This window comes from Arthrobacter sp. AOP36-A1-22 (assembly GCF_052377615.1).
In the GTDB taxonomy this organism is placed as follows: Bacteria; Actinomycetota; Actinomycetes; order Actinomycetales; family Micrococcaceae; genus Arthrobacter_H.
This window is the reverse complement of sequence record NZ_JBQSWX010000003.1, coordinates 122565-141254: the sequence shown is the minus strand read 5'-3', so window position 1 is coordinate 141254 and position 18690 is coordinate 122565. Positions and strand designations below refer to the sequence as shown.

Here is an 18690-nt window from a genome sequence, read left to right as displayed (position 1 = left end):
GTCTTCGGGTGCCGGCCTGCTGGGTCGGGCGTCACGTGCCGGTGGCTTTGCGCGCGGGGCGTAAAGTTGGTCATGGTGCGCCCCGCGTGCCGGCCCGTCCCCTCACAAAGGAACCGACCCCGCCCGTGGCACACATCGAACACCTGACCGAACGCATCCCCCAGGTCTCGCCCGACGAACTCCTGGCCGGATTCCATCCGTCCTACCGGTTCGGCGTGGTCTCCTTCGACACCTTCCGTCCGGATCCGGCGCAGCCTTCACAGACCGAGGCGGTGGAGGCCCTGCGGGCCTTCGCCGAGGGCGTCGGTGGCTCGAAGAAGTCCCTGCTGGGACGGATCTTCGGGGGGAAGGGACCGCAGACCAAGGCCGGCATCTATCTCGATGGCGGGTTCGGCGTGGGCAAGACCCACTTGTTGGCCTCCCTCTGGCACGCGGTTCCCGGCCCCAAGGCCTTCGGTACGTTCGTTGAATACACCAACCTGGTCGGCGCCCTGTCGTTCCGCAAGACGGTGGAGGTCCTCAGCGGCTACAACCTGGTGTGCATCGATGAATTCGAACTCGACGATCCCGGTGACACGGTGCTGATGTCGCGGCTGATGCGTGAACTATCCGATGCCGGAGTCAAACTCGCGGCGACCTCGAACACCCTGCCGGGCTCCTTGGGCGAGGGGCGCTTCGCCGCCGTGGACTTCCAGCGCGAGATCCAGGTGCTGGCGGACCAGTTCGATGTCCTGCGCATCGACGGCGACGACTTCCGCCACCGTGGCCTGCCCGAGGCGCCCCGGCCCGTGGATGATGCCGCCCTGGAGTCCACCGCCACCGAACTCTATGCCGATAAGGTCCTGGCCATCGATGACTTCGAAGCGCTGGTGAAGCATCTGTCGAGCGTCCACCCCAGCCGTTACCGGCAGTTGGTGGACGATATCGACATCCTGGTCCTCCACGAGGTCCGGACCATCACCGAACAGTCGCTGGCCCTGCGCTTCGTCGTGCTGGCCGACCGGCTCTACGACAAGGACGTTCCCGTCCTGGCCAGTGGGAAACCGTTCAACGAGTTGTTCACCGAGGAGATGATGGCCGGGGGGTACCAGAAGAAGTACTCCCGTGCCGTGTCGCGGCTGACGGCCCTGGCCCGAGAAGGCCAGAAGGCCGAAGTGGCGATCTAGCCTCGGTTCACGAGGTGGTCGTGACGCCCGTGGTGGCGAGCACGATGAGCAACCGGTGCCGGGCAGCCACGGGATCGCCTTCCCAAGTACCCATGACCTCGACGTGCTCGAAGCCCGCAGCGCCCAACGCTTCGATCAGCTCGGTTTCGGTGCGGAAGTACAGGGCGCTGGTGAAGATCCTGTCGGTTCCGTTGGCGAAGAGGTTATGGCTGTCGAAGACGACGACGCCGGGGCGCACCGATGTGACTTCCAACCATTCGGTGAAGGTCCCGAATGCTGCCGGGCGGACATGGGTTGTTTGGTCCGGAGTCCAGTTCTTCCATTCGCGGTGGGCCGGGTTGCGCGTTTCGAAGGCCAAGGCCCCGCCCGGAGTGAGGCTGCGTCGAAGATGGTCGAGCGTCTCCACGAGCTCGTCCGTGCCGATGTGCATGAAGGCGTTCCCGGTGCAAAGCACCAGATCGGCAGGAGCCGAGGGGTCCAGGACACGGGCATCACCGTCGATCCACCTCACCGCACCCGCCCCGGGCCGGCGGCGGGCGTATCCGAGCATCGTGGGGGCTCGGGTCCACACCGATGACCTCGCGCCCGGGGGCCGTGAGGGTTCGGGTCAGCAGCCCGGTGCCGCACCCCAGATCGATGATCTTTCCGGCACCGAGGGTGTCGGCGAGCGACCGGTAATACTCGTGGTCCCGCCCTGCCGGGTGAGCGGTTTCGTAGAGGGCCACGAGATCCTCGTCGCCCTAGGGGTCCACCATGATCTCAGCCTAATGGCGTCCCGGACGTTCTATCGCCCATCTGACCAACAGCCCCCCGGCCAGCCCCCAGAATGCGGCGCCGACCCCCAGGAACGCGACGCCGGAGGCGGTGATCATGAACGTGGTCAACGCCCCGAACCGGGAGCGTGGGTCCTCGAGGGCGGAAGAGGCCGCGGCACCCAGGGTGCCGAAGAGCGCCAGACCCGCGGCTGCGGTCAGCAGGCCCTCGGGGGCGGTGACGGCGATCGCCCCCACCACGGTGGCCCCCAGACCGAGGAGGAAGTAGAAGCCGCCGGCGGAGACCGCGGCGATCCAGCGGCGCGAACGGTCGGGTCCGGCTTCCTCGCCGGCGGCGAGGGCCGCGGAAATCGCGGCCAGGTTGATGGCATGCCCGCCGAAGAAGGCGGCGCCGAGTCCGGCAGCGCCGGTGGCCAGCATGGAAGCGGTCCAGGGGGTCTTGTAACCGAACCCGGACAGGACGGCCATCCCGGGGATGTTCTGCGAGGCCATGGTCACGATGTACAGGGGCACCGCGACGCCGGTGGCTCCGGCCCAGGTGAATTTCGGCAGGGTGAATTCCAACCGGGGCCATAGATCGCCGGGCAGCGCCGTTCCGGTCTGGGCCGCGTTGAACAGGACGATCAGCAACGTGGCGGCCATGGCAGCCGGGACGGCCCACCGAGGCGCCCAGCGCATGCACACGAGCCAGACCAGGATGATCGCCCCGGCCATGAGCGGGACATTGGCCAGTGCGTGGAACGGGGCCAGACAGAGTTCGAACAGGACCCCGGCGAGCATCGCCTGGGCCAGGGGTGCCGGAAGCCTTCCGAGCAGCCGCCCGATGACCGGGACGGCACCGGTGAGGAAGATCAGCAGGGCACACATCACGAAACCGCCGACGGCCTCGTCCCAGCCGAGCCCGAGCCCGCCGGCGGCCGCCAGCAAGGCGGCACCGGGAGTCGACCAGGCGAAGGTCACCGGACGCCGCGTGGTGACCGCGATGGCAACGGTGCACAAGGAGAACGAGATGGTCAGCGCCAGTAGCCCGGAAGCGGCCTGCCCGGGGCTGGCGCCCACGGCGCTGAGCCCGGCCAGGACGACGGTGAAGGAGGAGGTGAATCCCACCAGGGCGGTGACCAGACCGGCAGTCAGTGGGCGGACGAGATCGCCCGGGGCGGTGGGAACTGGAGTATGGGACATGACCTCGACTGACGGTGGTTCTGTTTACGGAACGACTCTCAGCGTAGTCTGGGTCCATGTCAGCCGCAATCGATCCCCGCATGCTCCACGTCGGCAACCGGATCCGCACGCACCGGCAAGGTGCCGGGCTGTCGCTGACCGGCCTGGCCACGGCCGCGGGCATCGGCAAGGGGACGCTCTCCGAACTCGAGCACGGGCAGCGCAACCCGACCTTGGAGACCCTCTATGCCGTCGCCGGGGTGCTGGGAGTCCCGTTGGCCGGCTTCGTCTCCACCGATGACGGACACCAGCCGGTGGCCTCGCAGGCCACCGGGGGAGCCGGGCCGCTGCCGGGCGATGGAGCGATCTCGGTGGGAGGCGGCCCGGTATCGGCCCGGTTGCTGGAGGCCCGCCGGGTCGCCGACGGGTCGTTGATCGAAGTGTATTGGCTCACGATCGGTCCGGGCCGGAGGGTTTCCCCGGCCCATGGACGGGGCGTGGCCGAACGCCTGGTCCTCGTGGGGGGTGAGGCCGAGGTGGGGCCGGAGGGCTGGGCCAAACGGATCAAGGCCGGGCAGGCCCTGTCATGGGAGTCCTCTGGTCGACATGTCTACTCATCGGACGTGGGTGCCGAAGGGGTGCTGACCATCATCAATCCGCCGATCCCCGGGGCCGCCGGGCGTTAACGGGCAGGTGCCGGCCCCGCCTCCCGGCGGGACCGGCACCTGTTTGCCGTGCTCGTGGGCCGGCAGGCGTCCTGTGGGGGACGCGTGGAATTCTAGGTCGGAGGATTCGAGTCGTTGCCGGCTGCCTTGTCGAGAAGGTGGTGGGCGGATTCCTGGAGGTGTTCCACCTGCTCGGAATACCTGCCACCGGTTTTCTCGTCGACGAAACCGCCGACACCGCCTACGGCCCCACGGAGCTTCTCGGCTCCGTCTTCGGCCACTGTCGCGGCCTTGTCCTTGAGTCCCTCGGCCTTGCCCTTGAGCTCGTCAAAAAAAGCCAAGTGCCACCTCCTCTCCTCCGGGAAGCCTTCGAGGCTTCCGTGTGATCACCATCATACCGGCGGACCGCCGGCCAATTCGAGGGGAAGGCAACAAAAAAACCGCCTGGTCGACCCTGGGGTCATCCGGCGGTTCGTGGAGCGGACAGCGAGACTCGAACTCGCGACCTCCACCTTGGCAAGGTGGCGCTCTAGCCAACTGAGCTATGTCCGCATAAAAACGCTCCGCCGTGGCGGAGCAGTTTCAGTGGGCGATACTGGGTTCGAACCAGTGACCTCTTCCGTGTCAGGGAAGCGCGCTACCGCTGCGCTAATCGCCCTCTTCAGGGTGCAACATTACCGTATGCGAGGTGGGGACGGGATTCGAACCCGCGTATACGGCTTTGCAGGCCGCTGCCTAGCCACTCGGCCACCCCACCGTGACCCGGACCGGTTTCCCGGTCCCGGCTCGATCGACGAATCGACCGTTACAGTGACTTGCGAGCGGACAACGAGATTCGAACTCGCGACCTCCACCTTGGCAAGGTGGCGCTCTAGCCAACTGAGCTATGTCCGCATGTCGGAGAACTGCTCCGTTTCGGTTGCTTTTAGCTTTCCGAACCGGTGCGTTCCAACGAGTAAAAACTCTATACGACGATTCCCCGAAGTTCCAAATCGGGGATGTCATGGGATCGTCGGAGGGCGGAATCAGGGGGGATGAACGGCGTCTGGATCGCCGGTGCGGCACCCGATGCGTCGGACCGGCATGCCAGAATCGTGGGCATGACTTCACCTGCCCTGGCCCACCAGACCACGTACGGCCGCATGTACTCCCGCAAGATCAACGGCCTGCCCGAGGTCCCCTCCATCACCACGGTGATCGGCCAGGCGTCCATGTCCCTGGACGGCTGGATCGGGCACATGGCCGCCACGGCGGTCACCCAGGACGACCGGCTCGGCGCAGCGGTCGGCAACAAGGCCAAGCTGCGCACCGTGGCGCGGGACGCCTCCAACGCCGCGGAAACCTACCGCAACGAGGCCGCGGCCCGCGGGGACCGCGTCCACAACTACTGCGAACAGGTGGCGCTGCGGGCCTTGGGACGTCCGCATTCCGCCGCCGAGGCACGGGAGGTCCTCCTGGAAAAGGACGAAGGCGGATTCGCCTCGCGCTTCGATGACTGGTGGGACGAATACCGGGTGGAACCGATCGCTGCCGAGGTCACCGTCTGGAACCACACGGTGGGCTATGCGGGAACCCTGGACCTGGTCGCCCGGATCGGTGGACGGCTATGCCTGATCGACTACAAGACCAAGGGCACCGATCGGGACGGGCGGGTCAAGGCATTGGATCCCAAGGTCGTCATGCAGTTGGCCGCCGGCTACAAGGCCGAGGAGGTCGTGGTCGACGCCGAGGCCGGAACCTGGGAGCCCTGGCCCTACGGCGAGGATCCGATGCTGCTCGGGGTGGCCGTGGGGCAGACCGAAGTGCGCACCCTGATGGCCCCGCCCGAGGTTCTGCCGGCCTATTGGAGCAGGTTCTTCGCCTTGCGCCGGGTCTGGGAATCGGGGGTGAAGGTCTCCGAGGCCGGGACCGCGCTGCGGGCCGTGGGACCGCCCCCGGCCCAGTAGACTGGTTCCTGCGTACCGGTGCTGCCGCCAGCAGGGCCACCGGACGACTTTCCACAGCACATTGCCGGGTATACGGCGTCAGGAGCATACAGTCATGACGATTCTGGAAATCCGCATCGTGGGGGACCCCGTGTTGCGGACCCCCGCGGAGGACGTGTCCAGGTTCGGGCCCGAACTGGCCCGCCTGGTCCAGGACATGACCGAAACGATGGACGCCGTCTCCGGCGTCGGACTGGCCGCGCCCCAGGTCGGCGTCGGTCTGCGCGTCTTCACCTACCGGGTCGGGGACCAATACGGCCACGTGGTCAACCCGGTCCTGGAAGTCGGGGGAGCCGACGAGGACGAAGCCCTCGAAGGCTGCCTGTCGGTCCCCGGTCTGGGATACCGCCTGCCCCGGCCCGGCTGGGCCCGCGTGAGTGGGGCCGATATGACCGGGGCACCGCTGGTCATCGAGGCGGAGGGCGTCCTCGCCCGCTGCCTGCAACACGAAACCGATCACCTCGACGGCCGCCTCTACATCGACCGCCTGCGTGGAGCCGATAAGAAGGAGGCCCTGAGGCGCATCCGGGACTCCGGCTACGACGACGTCGCCTCGGAAATCCGCGGCAGCCGGGCCACTGCGGTGGGATCGAGCTTCGGCGGCGGGACCTTCGGGGCAGCTCGATGAGGGTCTTGTTCGCCGGAACGCCGCAGGTTGCCGTGCCGTGCCTGGACCAGCTCATCTCCGACGGTCTGGAAGTAGTGGCCGTGCTGACCCGCGAAGACGCCCCGCTCGGACGCAAACGCGTCCTCACGCCCTCGCCCGTCGCCGCTCGTGCGGCCGATCTGGGGCTGCCGGTCATCAAGGCCAACAGGATCGACGAGGACGTCATCTCGGCCATTGCCCGGACCGAAGCCGAGATCGCCGCCATCGTCGCCTACGGGGGACTGGTGCCACCGCGGGCATTGGAGGTGCCCCGGCATGGCTGGGTCAACCTGCACTTTTCGCTGCTGCCGGCCTGGCGCGGCGCCGCCCCGGTCCAGCACGCGATCATCCATGGCGATGATGTCACCGGGGCGGTGACCTTCCGCCTCGAGGAAGGCCTGGATACCGGCCCGGTGTACGGGACGCTGACCGAGGACATCGCCCCGGAGGATACCGCGGGGGCCATGCTGGACAGGCTCTCCCACAGCGGATCCGTCCTGCTCTCGCAGACCCTGCATGGGATCGACGCCGGCCGCTTGTCGCCGGTACCCCAAAGCGGGCCGGTGACGCTGGCCCCCAAGCTGGGCCTCGAGGACGCGCATGTCCACTGGGCGGAACCGGCGCTGGCGATCCGGCGGCGCATCAACGGCACGACCCCCGAACCCGGTCCCTGGACGTTGTTGGACGGCAAGCGGTTCAAACTCGGTGCCGTCGGCCTCGAGCCCTCGGTGACGGATCTGGAGCCGGCCGTGCTCCGTGTCCTGCCCGGCCGGACGCCCCGCGTCCTGGTCGGAACCGGTTCACATGCCCTGGAACTGCACCAGGTCCAACCGGCGGGCAAGAAGATGATGAAGGCCTCCGACTGGGCCCGCGGCCTGGATATCGACGACGAAGGCGCAACAGGGAAGCAGGTCTCCTTTTCATGAGCAAGGACCCACGCGGTGAACGCCGCAACGACGCCGGACGCCAACGCAACCGGGGCGGTTCGGGCCACCGGAACTTCAGTGCTTCGGCCCCCTCCCAACGCCGGCGGATCGCCGACCCCGCCCGACGGGTCGCCTACGAGGTCCTGCGGGCCGTCGCCGAGCAGGACGCCTACGCCAACCTGGTCCTGCCCGGCCGTCTGCGCGAACACGGGCTCAGCGGACGGGACGCCGGATTCGCCACCGAACTGGCCTACGGTGCCCTCCGGGGTCGCGGATTCTACGACGCCGTCCTCTCCCGTTGCGTGGACCGTCCGCTGGAAAAACTGGATCCGGCGATCCTTGACGCGCTCCGGCTGGGCGCCCACCAGTTGCTGGCCATGCGCGTTCCCCACCACGCGGCACTGGATGAAACCGTCGGCCTGGCCCGGGCGGTGATCGGCGCCGGTCCTTCCGGGCTGGTGAACGCCGTCCTGCGCAAGGTCGCACGGAACGACGCCGACGCCTGGAAGACGCTGCTGTTGGACGGTGTCCAGGACGAGATCTCGAGGCTGGCTCTGGAATACAGCCACCCGGAATGGGTGGTCAGGGCCCTGCGCCAGGGCCTGGTCGCCCACGGCCGGGATGCGGCCGAAATCACCGACCTGCTTGCCGCGGACAACCTGGCCCCGGTGGTCAACCTGGTGGCCCTGCCGGGGGTCGGATCCCTCGATGAAGCCTTCGACCACGGCGCGACCCCGGGACGACTGGCCCCCGATTCGGCCTACTACAGCGGGGGAGACCTCTCCAAGCTCTCCTCCATCCACCGCGGAACCACCCGGGTCCAGGATGCCGGCTCGCAATTGCTGGCCCGCGCCCTGGCCTCCGTGGAGATCGAGGGACGCGACACCGACTGGCTGGACCTCTGCGCCGGCCCGGGCGGCAAGGCCGCCCTGCTGGCCGGTCTGGCCGCGCAGCAAGGCGCCGAACTGACCGCCAACGAACCGGCCGAACACCGTGCCGAGCTGGTCCGCAAGGCCCTGCGGCCGGTGGATCGACAGGCCTGGAACGTCGTGGTCGGTGATGGGCGACGCTATCTGGGGATCCCGGCCGATCAGCGCTTCGACCGGATCATCGTCGATGCCCCGTGCAGCGGGCTGGGCGCATTGCGGCGCCGGCCCGAAGCCCGATGGCGCAAGACCCCGGCGGATGTGGCCGAACTGACCACCTTGCAGGATGAATTGATCGATGCGGCGCTGAAGGCCCTGCGGCCCGGCGGCGTCCTGGCCTACGCCACCTGCTCACCCCACCCGGCCGAATCGTTGGCCGTGCTGGAGGACGCCCTGCGCCGCACCCCGACAGCCCGGCTCCTCGATACCGCCGCCGCCGTCAATGCCGTCTCGCTCGAAGGCGGCATCGTCGGAACCGACCGTGCGTCGGGAGGGAACACCGTCCAGCTGTGGCCGCATCTGCACTCCACCGACGCCATGTTCCTGGCCCTGATCACCCTCGACGCCGATGTCGAGCCGACCGAACAGCCCGAGTAGACGAAAGGTAGACCCATGTCCCCCTGCCGGATCCACCCCAGCATCCTCTCCGCCGACTTCGCCAACCTCGAGGCCGAGCTGCACCGCATCGGGACCGCCGATGCCGTGCACGTCGATGTCATGGACAACCACTTCGTCCCGAACCTGACCCTGGGCCTGCCCGTGGTCAAACGCATCGCCGACGTCAGCACGCTCCCGGTGGACGTGCACCTGATGATCGAAGACGCCGACCGGTGGGCCCCGGACTACGCCGACCTCGGGGTCGACTCCGTGACCTTCCATGCCGAAGCCTCGGCGGCCCCGGTCCGGCTGGCCCGCGAACTTCGGGCGCGTGGATCCAAGGCGGCCATGGCCCTGCGCCCGGCCACCGCCGTCGAACCGTATCTGGACATGCTCGAGGAACTGGACATGTTGCTGCTGATGACCGTCGAACCCGGTTTCGGCGGCCAGTCCTTCCTGGACCTCATCCTGCCCAAGATCCGTAGGACCCGGGCCGCCATCGAGGGCTCCGGATTGCCGCTGGTGCTGCAGGTCGATGGGGGAATCACCCGCGAAACCATCCTGCGTGCCGCGGAGGCGGGAGCAGATGTCTTCGTGGCCGGTTCCAGCGTCTACGGCACCGAGGATCCCGCCGCGGCCGTCGACGCATTACGACATGTCGTCGAACACACCGAGTCGGGGCTATAGTTTAGGGACATAAGTAAACAACACGTGCTCCGGGGTCGGTGTAAGTCCGAACCGGCGGTTATAGTCCGCGACCCGAGGTGCCTCACGGCGCCGAGGTTGAACTGGTGGAATTCCAGTACCGACAGTTAAAGTCTGGATGGGAGAAGCACGTACAGGGCTGGTCTGGTGACCGGTGGCGTCCTCGACGCCCCGTCCGCCGATGCCTCAACTGTCGTTCCCCCGGAGCCGCCGCGGCTCATGAGGAGGAATGATGGAATCCCTGCGGTGGCTCATTGATATCTTCAACGCCAATATTCCGGTCGGCAACAGCTCGCTTCTGGTGCGGGAAGTCGTCGGCAACATCTTCGGTCTGGCCAGCGCCGTCGGCGGCATGCGCCGCAAGGTCTGGGCCTGGCCGGTCGGCATCGTCGGCAACCTGCTGCTGTTGACCGTCTTCGTCGGCAGCATCTTCGACACCGGCCACGCGGCCAACCTCCTGGGCCAGGCGGGTCGGCAGATCATGTTCATCGCCGTCTCGGTCTACGGCTACCGCCGCTGGAAACAAGCCAGCGGTGATGGAACGGGCACCGCGGTCACCCCCCGGTGGGCCACCGGCCGCGAGCGCTGGGCGCTCGGCGGGATCATGATCGTGGGAACGGTCGCGCTGACCCCGCTCTTCCGCATCCTCGGCTCCTACGAACCCGTCTGGGCCGATGCCTGGACCTTCGTCGGTTCGCTCCTGGCGACCTGGGGGATGGCCAAGGGATGGGTCGAGTTCTGGCTGCTCTGGGTCGTCGTCGACGTCGTCGGGGTGCCGCTGCTCTTCAGCGCCGGCTACTATGCCAGCGCCTTCATGTACCTCTTCTACGGCGGCTTCACCCTCGCGGGGTTCTTCGTCTGGTGGAGGGCCCGGAACCGGGAACAGGCCCTGGTCCAGACCGCCATGCCCGATCCGATCACGCGGACCTCAGCATGAGCGGGCAGACGGTGGGCCCCCCGACCAGCCGGGCCGAACAGGAGGGGATGGAACTGGCCCTGGAACTGGCCTGCCGCGGCATCCGCGGGGCCAACCCACTGGTCGGTGCGGTCATCCTGGATGAAACCGGGCGCCCCGTCGCCAGCGGCTGGCACCGCGGGGCGGGCACCGCCCACGCCGAAGCCGCGGCCCTGGACGAGCTGGGTCCGGTCACCTCCGAACAAGCCTCCCGGTTGACGATGCTGGCCACGCTGGAACCGTGCTCCCACCGGGGCCGGACCGGATCCTGCGCCGAGGCCATTGCCGCCACCGGAATCGGCCGGGTCGTCCATGCGGCCACGGATGGCACCGCACGGGCCGGTGGCGGGGCGGAAATCCTTTCGCGCGCCGGGGTCGACGTCGTGTCGGGGCTATTGGGAGCCGAGGCCCGCTTGCTGAACCACCGGTGGATTGGCGCCCGGGCCGCCGACCGGCCCTTCACGAGCCTGCATCTGGCGCAGAGCCTGGATGGCCGGATCGCCGCCGCCGACGGAACCAGCCAGTGGATCACCGGTGCCGGTTCCCGCGAGCACTCCCATCTGATCCGGGCCCGTAGCGAAGCCATCATCGCCGGAACGGGAACGATCTTCGCCGACGATCCCCGACTCACCGCCCGGACCCCCGCAGGGACCGCAGCACCACGCCAACCGCTACGTGTCGTCATGGGCCACCGCGAACTGCCCGGCGGGGCAGCGGTGGCCGCCGATGACCACCACGTCCAGCTCCGCACCCACGATCCGGCGGCGGTGCTGGCGGCCCTATCCGCACGGGGCATCGACCACGCCATGATCGAGGGCGGTGCCTCGATCGCCACGGCGTTCCTGGCCGCCGATCTCGTGGATGAGATCTGGCTGTACCAGGCCCCGATCTTCCTGGGAGCAGGACGCCATGCCGTGGGTGATCTGGGGGTCGGCACGCTGGCGGAGGCCGGACACTTCCGATTCGACGACGCCGGTGGGCCGGCCCACCAACTGCTGGGCTCCGACGTCGTCCTGCATCTTGAACCACAACCAGGGCCCGCAGACCGGGCCTCCGAGCACGAAGGGACCCGCTAATGTTCACGGGCATCATCACCGGATTAGGGAATGTCGAAGAGATTTCCGCGGTTCCGGGACAGGACGCAGCGATCCTGCGCATCAACGCCCCGGGGCATGCCTCGGATCTGGGCCTCGGCGGATCCCTGGCCGTCAACGGCGTGTGCCTGACGGCCACGGCCATCACCGGCGATGCCGTGGACCTGGATGTCATGGGCGAATCCCTTCGACTGACCACCACCGGCACGCTGGCGGTGGGGGAGCAGGTCAACCTCGAACGCTGCGTGCCCGCTGGCGGGCGCCTGGACGGTCACGTCGTCCAAGGCCATGTCGACGGCACCGGAACCGTCCTGGAACGCGAGGACGAAGGCAATTGGGTGCGCCTGCGATTCGGGTTGGACCGCGAACTGGCCCGCTATGTGGCCCGCAAGGGCTCGATCGCCGTGGACGGGGTCTCGTTGACGGTCACCACCGTCTCCGAGGCCGCGGAGGCCGAACAATATTTCGAGGTCGGGGTCATCCCGACCACGCTGAGGGAAACCGTCCTGGGGCAGCGCCAGCCCGGGGACACCGTGAATCTGGAGGTCGACGTGATGGCCAAATATGCCGAGCGGCTTGCCGCATTCTCCGAAGGAGCCCGGCGATGAGCCCCCGGGAGCAGGGCGAGTCCCTGCTGGACCCGGTGGACGCCGCCGTGGCGGCGATGGCTGCCGGACGCCCCGTCGTCGTGGTCGATGACGAGGACCGCGAAAACGAAGGCGACATCATCTTCGCCGCCGAATTCGCCACCCCCGAACTGCTGGGCTGGACCATCAGGTATTCCTCCGGCGTGCTCTGTGTCCCGCTGCCAGGGGACCGGGCCGACCAGTTGGGGTTGCCCCCGATGGTCGAGGACAACCAGGACGCCAAGGGCACCGCCTACACGGTCTCCTGCGATGCGGCGGCGGGAATCACCACCGGCATCAGCGGGGCGGACCGGGCCCTGACCGCGCGCCTGCTCGCGGATCCGGCCAGCGACGGGACGGTGATCAACCGTCCGGGACACATGTTCCCCCTGCGGGCCGTCGACGGCGGTGTGCTGGTGAGGCGTGGACATACCGAAGCCAGCGTGGACCTGTGCCGTCTGGCGGGCGTGCAGCCGGTGGGAGTGATCGCTGAACTGATCCACGACGACGGGTCCATGATGCGTCTACCGGCCTTGCGGGTCTTCGCCGATGAATTCTCGATCCCGCTGATCAGCATCGAGGACCTCGCGGCCCGGCTCGAAAGCCAGCAGGATGCCGCCCCTGAACCGTCCACCCCCTCCGCGGTGCTCGGGGGACCGGTGGTCGCCGTGCCCACGGAGCACGGGACCTTCGCCGCCCAGGCCTGGACCGAACGCCAGACCGGGTTGGAACACCTGACCCTGACGGCGCCCACCCCGCAGCATGCCAGCACCGAGATCCCGCTGGTGCGGTTGCACTCGGAATGCCTGACCGGAGACGTCTTCGGGTCCTATCGGTGTGATTGCGGGGAGCAGCTCAACGCCGCCCTGGCAGCCATTGCGGTGGACGGGGGAACCATCATCTACCTGCGCGGCCACGAGGGCCGGGGGATCGGGTTGGCCAATAAGATCCGCGCCTATTCGCTGCAGGACGGTGGCGCCGACACGGTCCAGGCCAATGAACAGCTGGGACTTCCCATCGACGCCCGTCGGTACGACGCGGCTGCGGCGATCCTGCACAGCCTGGACCTGGACCGGATCAGACTGATCACGAACAATCCGTTGAAGGCCCAATGGCTGCGGGAATCGGGGGTCGACGTCGTGGAATTGATCCCCAGCACCATCGTCGCCCGCCCGGAGAACACCCGGTACCTGCAGACCAAACGCGAACGCATGTCCCACCGCATCCTGGCCGAGGCCTTCGCCTCGACGGATCCCTCGCAACCCAGCACACCCACCACGAAGGAGCACCACTGATGAGCGGACACGGAGCACCGGATACCGGAGCCGATGAACTGAAGGCAGCAGGAAAAGCCGGACTGCGTGCGGTGGTCGTTGCCGCCAGCTGGCACCAGCAGGTCATGGACGGACTCGTCGACGGCGCGTTGCGGGCCGCGAACGAGGCAGGCCTTCCAGAGCCCCGCCTCGTCCGGGTCCCGGGCACCTTCGAGCTGCCCGTCGCCGCAGCCCGGCTCGCCGGGGACTACGACGTCGTCGTGGCCCTGGGCGTGGTCATCCGCGGGGGGACACCGCATTTCGAATTCGTCTGCCAGGGGGCGACGGCGGGATTGACCGAGGTCTCGATCAGGACCGGCGTCCCGGTGGGCTTCGGCGTGCTGACTTGCGATACGGAGCAGCAGGCCCTGGACCGTGCCGGGCTGGCCGGTTCGGTGGAGGACAAGGGACATGAAGCCATGTCGGCGGCGCTGTTGACTGCCCTGGCACTGTCCGCGGAATAGTGTTCCCGGCGCCGCCCCGCACCGTCGGTTTCGTCACATTGAAACGTCGGAGTCGGGGCGGCGCTTCGCCAACGGCTAGGCTTGAAGGGTGAAAACCTTTGACACCCTCTTTGCCGAACTGGCCGAAAAGGCACAAACCCGACCCTCGGATTCCCGCACCATCACGGAGCTGGATTCGGGTGTCCACGGCATCGGCAAGAAGATCGTGGAAGAAGCAGCCGAAGTCTGGATGGCCGCCGAATACGAGACCGACGAGGAAGCAGCCGAGGAGATCTCGCAGCTGCTGTACCACCTGCAGGTCATGATGCTGGCCAAGGGACTGTCGCTGGAAGACGTCTACAAGCATCTCTAGCCGCCCGACCCCGCACTCGGCGGGGTCGGCGGCCCAGGGAGCCCAGACCACCGAAAACCAGCACAGAAAAGAGCACCGCCATGTTGCGAGTAGCCGTACCGAATAAAGGCGCCCTCTCGGAGGCCGCCACCGCCATGCTCAACGAATCCGGGTACCGCCAGCGCCGCGACAACCGCGAACTGGTCATGGTCGATCCGGACAATGACATCGAATTCTTCTATCTCCGTCCCCGGGACATCGCCGTCTACGTCGGACGCGGCATCCTCGACGTGGGCATCACCGGCCGTGATCTGTTCGTCGATGCCGGGGTCAACGGAGATGCCGAGGAACTCCTTCCGCTGGGACTCGGCGCCTCGACCTTCCGCTTCGCAGGACCCGTCGGGGACTTCTCATCCGTCGAACAGCTCGAAGGCAAGCGCGTGGCGACCAGCTACGACGTGTTGCTGAAGAGCTACCTCGAGGAACGGGGGATCGACGCGGCCGTGGTCCGTCTGGACGGCGCCGTGGAATCCTCGGTACGACTCGGTGTCGCCGACGCCATCGCCGACGTCGTGGAAACGGGCAGCACCCTGCGCGCGGCCGGCATGGAGACCTTCGGCGAAGCCATCCTGGAGTCCGAGGCCGTGCTCATCGGACGGACCGGCGAACACCCCCACGGGTTGGAGATCCTCACCCGCCGACTGCAGGGCGTCCTGGTGGCCCGCCGCTACGCGATGCTCGACTACGACATCCGCAAGGACCTCGTCTCCCGGGCGTGCGCCTTGACTCCGGGCCTGGAATCACCCACGGTCTCCCCGCTGCACGACGGCGACTGGGTGGCGGTGCGTTCGATGGTGAAACAGGCCCAGGCCAACAACATCATGGACGAACTCTATGAGCTGGGCGCCCGCGCCATCCTCGTGACCAACATCCACGCCATCCGTATTTAGGGGATCCACCCGTGACTGTAGCCATCCGTGTCATCCCCTGCCTCGATGTCGATGCAGGACGTGTCGTCAAGGGCGTGAACTTCGAGGGCCTGCGCGATGCCGGGGATCCCGTGGAACTGGCCCAGCGTTACAACGCAGCAGGAGCCGATGAACTGACGTTCCTGGATGTGACCGCCACCTCCGGGGACCGGGAAACCACGTTCGACGTCGTACGCACCACCGCCGAAGAGGTCTTCATCCCGTTGACCGTCGGCGGCGGGGTCCGCTCGGTCGAGGATGTCGACCGCCTGCTGCGCGCCGGGGCCGACAAGGCGTCGATCAACACGGCGGCCGTGAAGCGTCCGGAGGTGATCCGGGAGATCACCGAGCGATTCGGCTCCCAGGTCCTGGTCCTCTCGGTCGACGCCAAGCGCAGCAGCGACCCCTCGCTGCCCTCTGGTTTCGAAGTCACCACCCATGGGGGGCGGACCGGTACCGGGATCGACGCCGTGGACTGGGCCCGTGAGGCGGCCGACGGCGGGGTGGGTGAGATCCTGTTGAACTCGATCGACGCCGACGGGACCAAGAACGGATTCGACCTCGAAATGATCTCCGCCGTCCGCGCGGCGGTCAACGTGCCGCTCATCGCCTCCGGCGGTGCCGGGGCACCCGCGGATTTCCCGCCGGCAGTGGCCGCCGGAGCCGATGCGGTGCTGGCGGCGTCGATCTTCCATTTCGGCCCGGTCGATATGATCGCCCAGGTCAAACAAGCCATCAAGGAGGCAGGTTATCCTGTTCGCTGAACCAGAAGAGCTAGACCGGCTGATGGATGCCGCCTGGCCGGCTCTTGAAAAGAGCGCCGTCGGAGGGTGGACCCTGCGTTTTTCCGCCGGCATCAGCCAGCGCGCCAATTCCGTGCTCCCGGTTGCCGCACCCAATGACCTCGATGCCGCTCTCGAGGAGGTCGAGACGCGCAGTGCCGCGCGCTGGCTGAACTCGACCTTCCAGATCTCCCCGTCGGCCCAGCCCGCCGATCTGGATGCCTATCTGGCGGCCCGCGGCTATACCGTGGGCACGCCGACCCTGGTCCAGGTCATGGACGGCTCGGAACTGGACCGTTTCGCCGAGATCGTCCCCGACGTACGCCTGGAATTCACCGACGAACCCCCGCAGGACTGGCTGGAGCTGTTCTGGTACCAGGACGGCCCCGCCGCCGAGGACGACCGGGCGGTATCCCGCCGCATCCTCACAGGGGTGCCGGCGACCTACATCTCGTTGCGGGTGGACGGACGCATCGAATCGATCGCCCGGTTGGCCATCGTGGAGAACCACGGCGGCATCTACTGTGTCACCACGCGCCCCGAAGCCAGGCGCCGGGGGTATTCGCGGCTGGTGATGGAAGCCGTCCTGCATGAGGCCTACCGCCGTGAACTGGACGGTGTCTGGCTGCAGGTCCGGGAGTCCAATGTGGGGGCCATCGTGCTCTACAACGCCTTGGGCTTCAGCACCGCATCCACCTATCATTACCGCACCCGCGCCCTCTAGGCTTCTTCAGCACCACGGCGCCCCCTGCCGGCGGCGGTCATGTCGTCGGTGGCGGGAGCGAGGGGGCATCCTTCGCCCACGATCCTTGGCCAGTGGCCGGGACACCCGGCCCATGACTGGTGTTCCGGGGCAACAACTCGTTGTACCTTTCGGACCATCCGGACGCCCGATGGCCGTTCAGGTCCGTATCGAGGTGGTCCAGATGCGTGTGCCAGCCCGCCGCATGCCCAGGCAGGTCTTCCGGGCGTAGTGAAGCGTGGGTCAAGACCACCCGGGTGCCGGTGCCGGTATCGGAGCGGTGGACGTCCACCTGCGTGGTCCCCTCACCGGGGGATTCCCAGGTGGCCGTGAGCTGGTCGGGTTCGCGGCAGGTGGTGATCCGGCCGGTCGTGGTCTCGTCGTCCCCGAAGTCAAGACCGTATCGGCCGTGCTCCCGCATATCACCGGTCACGGCGCCCAGCCACCGGGCCAGCCGTTGGGGGGGGTCGGTGAAGGCCTGCCAGAGGTCTTCCCGGCCCAAGGCATAATGGCGGACGAATCGTACGCTGCGGTTCTCCGCATCGATGGCACCTTCGGAATCCGTGGTCATGAGATGTCCTCCTCGTTGAGCTCGTCCGCTGCGTTTGCGGGTCTTCCCCGGAATAGTTCCGTGTCCAGGGCGTCCAGGCGTTGGTGCCAGAAGCTGCGCACGTCGTGAAGCCAGGTGGCGACGTCATCCAAGGTGGCCCGATCCAAGTGATATCGGCGCTGGGCGCCGTGGTTGGTGCACACCGCCACCCCGGATTCACGCAATAGGCGGAGGTGGCGCAATGTCGCCGGTTGGCTGATCCCGAACTCGACGTGCAGCGCCTGGGCGATTTCTCCCGCGGGCCGTTCACCACCGCCGAGCAGCTCGACGATGCGACGACGGACCGGGTCGGCCAACACCTGAAAGACATCCACTCATCGAACATTGTGCATTTGGTTATATAACACAAGGGTTAATTCCTGGAATCGAAACGGGTCCTCCTGGCCACCAGCATCCAGGCTGTGCCATGGGACGGCTGCGTGTTAGTTTCAGGGAATGTCCCAGCCGAACGGAAATATTTACGAGGCGGAGATCGCCGGGCTCCTCGACGACATCAGCTCGCCCGACCCCCTCATCAGGGACGGGGAGTCGCTGGGCCGGCTCTACGAAATACTGGATTCGCCGGCTGTTTCTCCGGCACAACGCAGGCGGGTCGGCTCGACCGCGGTGCAACGACTGGCCGACCCTCGCGTGGAAGTGCGGAGCTTCGCCGCCTTGGTGCTGATCCCACTCATCCTCCACGACGCTGCTGAACCCGGGTGGTTCGACGATTTCGCGACCTGGTACGCCACCGAAGAAGAAACCACCGGATATGACGACGTCCGCGGGTGGCTCCATGCCGTGGCCCACGGGGCGGACGTGCTCGGTGCCTTCGGATGGATGGCCCGGGAATCACCGCGGCCCGCCCTTGACCTGGCGGCCCTGAGGATGCTGCACCAGGGCCCGGGGATCTGGCGCGACCAGGAGGACGACCGGCTGGGGTATGCCTTGGCCATCACCCTGGCGAATCCGCGTCTCACCCCGGACGATGCCCTCTCCTGGCTGGATCCCCTCGAAGAAGCATTCCTGCGGGCCGACTCCGGGCCCGTGCCCGCCTTCGTCTCCAACTCGATCCGGACGCTCCGCGTGGTCCAGCTGCTGACGGACGAAGAAATGTCGTACCAGGGCCGGGGGGTTCGTGTCCGGCATTCCACCGCGGTAGGGCAGCGGATCCGCGATGTCCTCCATCTGGCCTCCCCATGGATGTGGAACCCGGCCGGGGCATCGGGGCAGCAGTGACCGCAGGATGGCCGCGGATCCCCCTTTCCCCGCGGCG

The 18690-nt window shown here is 67.6% G+C and carries 23 protein-coding genes, 4 tRNA genes and 1 riboswitch; of the genes, 17 read left to right on the top strand and 10 right to left on the bottom strand.

Annotated elements, in window-relative coordinates; translation table 11 throughout:
* Positions 1-125 precede the first annotated feature (125 nt).
* The gene (zapE, locus tag ACT3S2_RS03265) at positions 126-1166 is read left to right on the top strand and encodes a cell division protein ZapE (protein WP_444554001.1); all 1041 of its coding nucleotides are present in this window, start codon (positions 126-128) and stop codon (positions 1164-1166) included.
* Between the two features lie 7 nt (positions 1167-1173).
* Here the strand turns inward: zapE and ACT3S2_RS03260 are convergent, their stop codons facing one another.
* The 3 genes from ACT3S2_RS03260 to ACT3S2_RS03250 are packed head-to-tail and all read right to left on the bottom strand — an operon-like array spanning position 1174 to position 3121.
* Positions 1174-1677: a class I SAM-dependent methyltransferase gene (locus tag ACT3S2_RS03260; RefSeq protein ID WP_444561231.1), complete on the bottom strand. Its 504-nt coding sequence runs from the start codon at positions 1675-1677 to the stop codon at positions 1174-1176.
* Positions 1658-1891 carry a class I SAM-dependent methyltransferase gene (locus ACT3S2_RS03255; RefSeq protein ID WP_444553999.1) on the bottom strand — a complete coding sequence of 78 codons (234 nt, stop codon included), beginning with the start codon at positions 1889-1891 and terminating at the stop codon, positions 1658-1660. Before ACT3S2_RS03255 ends, ACT3S2_RS03260 begins: the two co-directional genes overlap by 20 nt.
* A 39-nt stretch (positions 1892-1930) precedes the next feature.
* The gene (locus ACT3S2_RS03250; protein ID WP_444553998.1) at positions 1931-3121 is read right to left on the bottom strand and encodes a benzoate/H(+) symporter BenE family transporter; all 1191 of its coding nucleotides are present in this window, start codon (positions 3119-3121) and stop codon (positions 1931-1933) included.
* A gap of 56 nt (positions 3122-3177) precedes the next feature.
* Here ACT3S2_RS03250 and ACT3S2_RS03245 point away from each other — a divergent pair, with 56 nt between their 5' ends.
* Complete coding sequence (locus ACT3S2_RS03245) at positions 3178-3786, top strand: helix-turn-helix domain-containing protein (RefSeq protein WP_444561230.1); 609 nt, start codon at positions 3178-3180, stop codon at positions 3784-3786.
* A 92-nt stretch (positions 3787-3878) separates the two neighbouring features.
* Here ACT3S2_RS03245 and ACT3S2_RS03240 read toward each other — a convergent pair whose 3' ends face one another.
* The 5 genes from ACT3S2_RS03240 to ACT3S2_RS03220 form a co-directional block, all read right to left on the bottom strand.
* A complete protein-coding gene (locus ACT3S2_RS03240) occupies positions 3879-4106 on the bottom strand; it encodes an Rv0909 family putative TA system antitoxin (protein WP_444553996.1) in 228 nt (75 codons plus the stop codon).
* Between the two features lie 134 nt (positions 4107-4240).
* Positions 4241-4317 (bottom strand) — tRNA-Gly (locus tag ACT3S2_RS03235).
* A gap of 34 nt (positions 4318-4351) precedes the next feature.
* Positions 4352-4423 (bottom strand) — tRNA-Val (locus tag ACT3S2_RS03230).
* A gap of 28 nt (positions 4424-4451) precedes the next feature.
* Positions 4452-4522 (bottom strand) — tRNA-Cys (locus ACT3S2_RS03225).
* A gap of 63 nt (positions 4523-4585) precedes the next feature.
* Positions 4586-4659: transfer RNA gene (locus ACT3S2_RS03220), tRNA-Gly, on the bottom strand.
* Positions 4660-4865: 206 nt separating this feature from the next.
* Here ACT3S2_RS03220 and ACT3S2_RS03215 point away from each other — a divergent pair.
* The 14 genes from ACT3S2_RS03215 to ACT3S2_RS03150 all read left to right on the top strand — a co-directional run bounded on the left by ACT3S2_RS03215 (position 4866) and on the right by ACT3S2_RS03150 (position 16807).
* A complete protein-coding gene (locus tag ACT3S2_RS03215) occupies positions 4866-5711 on the top strand; it encodes a cytochrome (protein ID WP_444553995.1) in 846 nt (281 codons plus the stop codon).
* Between the two features lie 94 nt (positions 5712-5805).
* Positions 5806-6378, top strand: a complete 573-nt coding sequence (def, locus tag ACT3S2_RS03210) for a peptide deformylase (RefSeq protein ID WP_444553994.1) — start codon at positions 5806-5808, stop codon at positions 6376-6378.
* Positions 6375-7322 (top strand): methionyl-tRNA formyltransferase, encoded by a 948-nt coding sequence (locus ACT3S2_RS03205; protein ID WP_444561229.1) that lies wholly within the window; start codon positions 6375-6377, stop codon positions 7320-7322. The genes def and ACT3S2_RS03205 overlap by 4 nt, the downstream gene beginning before the upstream one ends.
* Positions 7319-8845 (top strand): RsmB/NOP family class I SAM-dependent RNA methyltransferase, encoded by a 1527-nt coding sequence (locus ACT3S2_RS03200; RefSeq protein ID WP_444561228.1) that lies wholly within the window; start codon positions 7319-7321, stop codon positions 8843-8845. The genes ACT3S2_RS03205 and ACT3S2_RS03200 overlap by 4 nt, the downstream gene beginning before the upstream one ends.
* A gap of 15 nt (positions 8846-8860) precedes the next feature.
* Positions 8861-9532 (top strand): ribulose-phosphate 3-epimerase, encoded by a 672-nt coding sequence (gene rpe / locus ACT3S2_RS03195; protein WP_444561227.1) that lies wholly within the window; start codon positions 8861-8863, stop codon positions 9530-9532.
* A gap of 20 nt (positions 9533-9552) precedes the next feature.
* Positions 9553-9685: riboswitch (FMN riboswitch) on the top strand.
* Positions 9686-9782: 97 nt separating this feature from the next.
* Positions 9783-10487, top strand: a complete 705-nt coding sequence (gene pnuC, locus ACT3S2_RS03190; RefSeq protein ID WP_444554051.1) for a nicotinamide riboside transporter PnuC — start codon at positions 9783-9785, stop codon at positions 10485-10487.
* Positions 10484-11581: a bifunctional diaminohydroxyphosphoribosylaminopyrimidine deaminase/5-amino-6-(5-phosphoribosylamino)uracil reductase RibD gene (ribD, locus tag ACT3S2_RS03185; RefSeq protein ID WP_444561226.1), complete on the top strand. Its 1098-nt coding sequence runs from the start codon at positions 10484-10486 to the stop codon at positions 11579-11581. The genes pnuC and ribD overlap by 4 nt, the downstream gene beginning before the upstream one ends.
* Positions 11581-12207 carry a riboflavin synthase gene (locus ACT3S2_RS03180; protein ID WP_444553989.1) on the top strand — a complete coding sequence of 209 codons (627 nt, stop codon included), beginning with the start codon at positions 11581-11583 and terminating at the stop codon, positions 12205-12207. The genes ribD and ACT3S2_RS03180 overlap by 1 nt, the downstream gene beginning before the upstream one ends.
* A complete protein-coding gene (gene ribB / locus ACT3S2_RS03175; RefSeq protein ID WP_444561225.1) occupies positions 12204-13520 on the top strand; it encodes a 3,4-dihydroxy-2-butanone-4-phosphate synthase in 1317 nt (438 codons plus the stop codon). Before ACT3S2_RS03180 ends, ribB begins: the two co-directional genes overlap by 4 nt.
* A complete protein-coding gene (gene ribH, locus ACT3S2_RS03170; protein WP_444561224.1) occupies positions 13520-14002 on the top strand; it encodes a 6,7-dimethyl-8-ribityllumazine synthase in 483 nt (160 codons plus the stop codon). Before ribB ends, ribH begins: the two co-directional genes overlap by 1 nt.
* Positions 14003-14090: 88 nt before the next feature.
* A complete protein-coding gene (locus tag ACT3S2_RS03165) occupies positions 14091-14354 on the top strand; it encodes a phosphoribosyl-ATP diphosphatase (RefSeq protein WP_444561223.1) in 264 nt (87 codons plus the stop codon).
* An 80-nt stretch (positions 14355-14434) separates the two neighbouring features.
* The gene (hisG, locus tag ACT3S2_RS03160) at positions 14435-15283 is read left to right on the top strand and encodes an ATP phosphoribosyltransferase (protein ID WP_444553985.1); all 849 of its coding nucleotides are present in this window, start codon (positions 14435-14437) and stop codon (positions 15281-15283) included.
* An 11-nt stretch (positions 15284-15294) separates the two neighbouring features.
* Entirely contained in the window at positions 15295-16065 is a 771-nt protein-coding gene (hisF, locus tag ACT3S2_RS03155; RefSeq protein WP_444553984.1) for an imidazole glycerol phosphate synthase subunit HisF, read from the top strand.
* Between the two features lie 22 nt (positions 16066-16087).
* The gene (locus ACT3S2_RS03150; protein WP_444553983.1) at positions 16088-16807 is read left to right on the top strand and encodes a GNAT family N-acetyltransferase; all 720 of its coding nucleotides are present in this window, start codon (positions 16088-16090) and stop codon (positions 16805-16807) included.
* Positions 16808-16844: 37 nt separating this feature from the next.
* On the opposite strand, the gene ACT3S2_RS03145 is transcribed toward ACT3S2_RS03150, so the two are convergent.
* Together ACT3S2_RS03145 and ACT3S2_RS03140 are read right to left on the bottom strand one after the other, a co-directional pair.
* The gene (locus tag ACT3S2_RS03145; RefSeq protein WP_444561222.1) at positions 16845-17396 is read right to left on the bottom strand and encodes an SRPBCC domain-containing protein; all 552 of its coding nucleotides are present in this window, start codon (positions 17394-17396) and stop codon (positions 16845-16847) included.
* The gene (locus tag ACT3S2_RS03140; protein WP_444561221.1) at positions 17393-17749 is read right to left on the bottom strand and encodes an ArsR/SmtB family transcription factor; all 357 of its coding nucleotides are present in this window, start codon (positions 17747-17749) and stop codon (positions 17393-17395) included. Before ACT3S2_RS03140 ends, ACT3S2_RS03145 begins: the two co-directional genes overlap by 4 nt.
* Positions 17750-17870: 121 nt before the next feature.
* Between ACT3S2_RS03140 and ACT3S2_RS03135 the strand changes: the two genes are divergently transcribed.
* A complete protein-coding gene (locus ACT3S2_RS03135; protein ID WP_444561220.1) occupies positions 17871-18653 on the top strand; it encodes a DUF2785 domain-containing protein in 783 nt (260 codons plus the stop codon).
* The last annotated feature ends 37 nt before the right edge of the window (positions 18654-18690 follow it).

Excerpts from the sequence above, each read along its gene's own strand:
- ACT3S2_RS03135 (WP_444561220.1), top strand. The coding sequence starts at position 17,871 with ATGTCCCAGCCGAACGGAAATATTTACGAGGCGGAGATCGCCGGGCTC.
- ACT3S2_RS03150 (WP_444553983.1), top strand. The coding sequence starts at position 16,088 with ATGGATGCCGCCTGGCCGGCTCTTGAAAAGAGCGCCGTCGGAGGGTGG.
- ribH (WP_444561224.1), top strand. The coding sequence starts at position 13,520 with ATGAGCGGACACGGAGCACCGGATACCGGAGCCGATGAACTGAAGGCA.
- ACT3S2_RS03245 (WP_444561230.1), top strand. The coding sequence starts at position 3,178 with ATGTCAGCCGCAATCGATCCCCGCATGCTCCACGTCGGCAACCGGATC.
- rpe (WP_444561227.1), top strand. The coding sequence starts at position 8,861 with ATGTCCCCCTGCCGGATCCACCCCAGCATCCTCTCCGCCGACTTCGCC.
- ACT3S2_RS03215 (WP_444553995.1), top strand. The coding sequence starts at position 4,866 with ATGACTTCACCTGCCCTGGCCCACCAGACCACGTACGGCCGCATGTAC.
- ACT3S2_RS03205 (WP_444561229.1), top strand. The coding sequence starts at position 6,375 with ATGAGGGTCTTGTTCGCCGGAACGCCGCAGGTTGCCGTGCCGTGCCTG.
- pnuC (WP_444554051.1), top strand. The coding sequence starts at position 9,783 with ATGGAATCCCTGCGGTGGCTCATTGATATCTTCAACGCCAATATTCCG.
- hisG (WP_444553985.1), top strand. The coding sequence starts at position 14,435 with ATGTTGCGAGTAGCCGTACCGAATAAAGGCGCCCTCTCGGAGGCCGCC.
- ACT3S2_RS03145 (WP_444561222.1), bottom strand. The coding sequence starts at position 17,396 with ATGACCACGGATTCCGAAGGTGCCATCGATGCGGAGAACCGCAGCGTA.
- ribB (WP_444561225.1), top strand. The coding sequence starts at position 12,204 with ATGAGCCCCCGGGAGCAGGGCGAGTCCCTGCTGGACCCGGTGGACGCC.
- ACT3S2_RS03200 (WP_444561228.1), top strand. The coding sequence starts at position 7,319 with ATGAGCAAGGACCCACGCGGTGAACGCCGCAACGACGCCGGACGCCAA.
- def (WP_444553994.1), top strand. The coding sequence starts at position 5,806 with ATGACGATTCTGGAAATCCGCATCGTGGGGGACCCCGTGTTGCGGACC.
- ACT3S2_RS03250 (WP_444553998.1), bottom strand. The coding sequence starts at position 3,121 with ATGTCCCATACTCCAGTTCCCACCGCCCCGGGCGATCTCGTCCGCCCA.
- ACT3S2_RS03180 (WP_444553989.1), top strand. The coding sequence starts at position 11,581 with ATGTTCACGGGCATCATCACCGGATTAGGGAATGTCGAAGAGATTTCC.
- ribD (WP_444561226.1), top strand. The coding sequence starts at position 10,484 with ATGAGCGGGCAGACGGTGGGCCCCCCGACCAGCCGGGCCGAACAGGAG.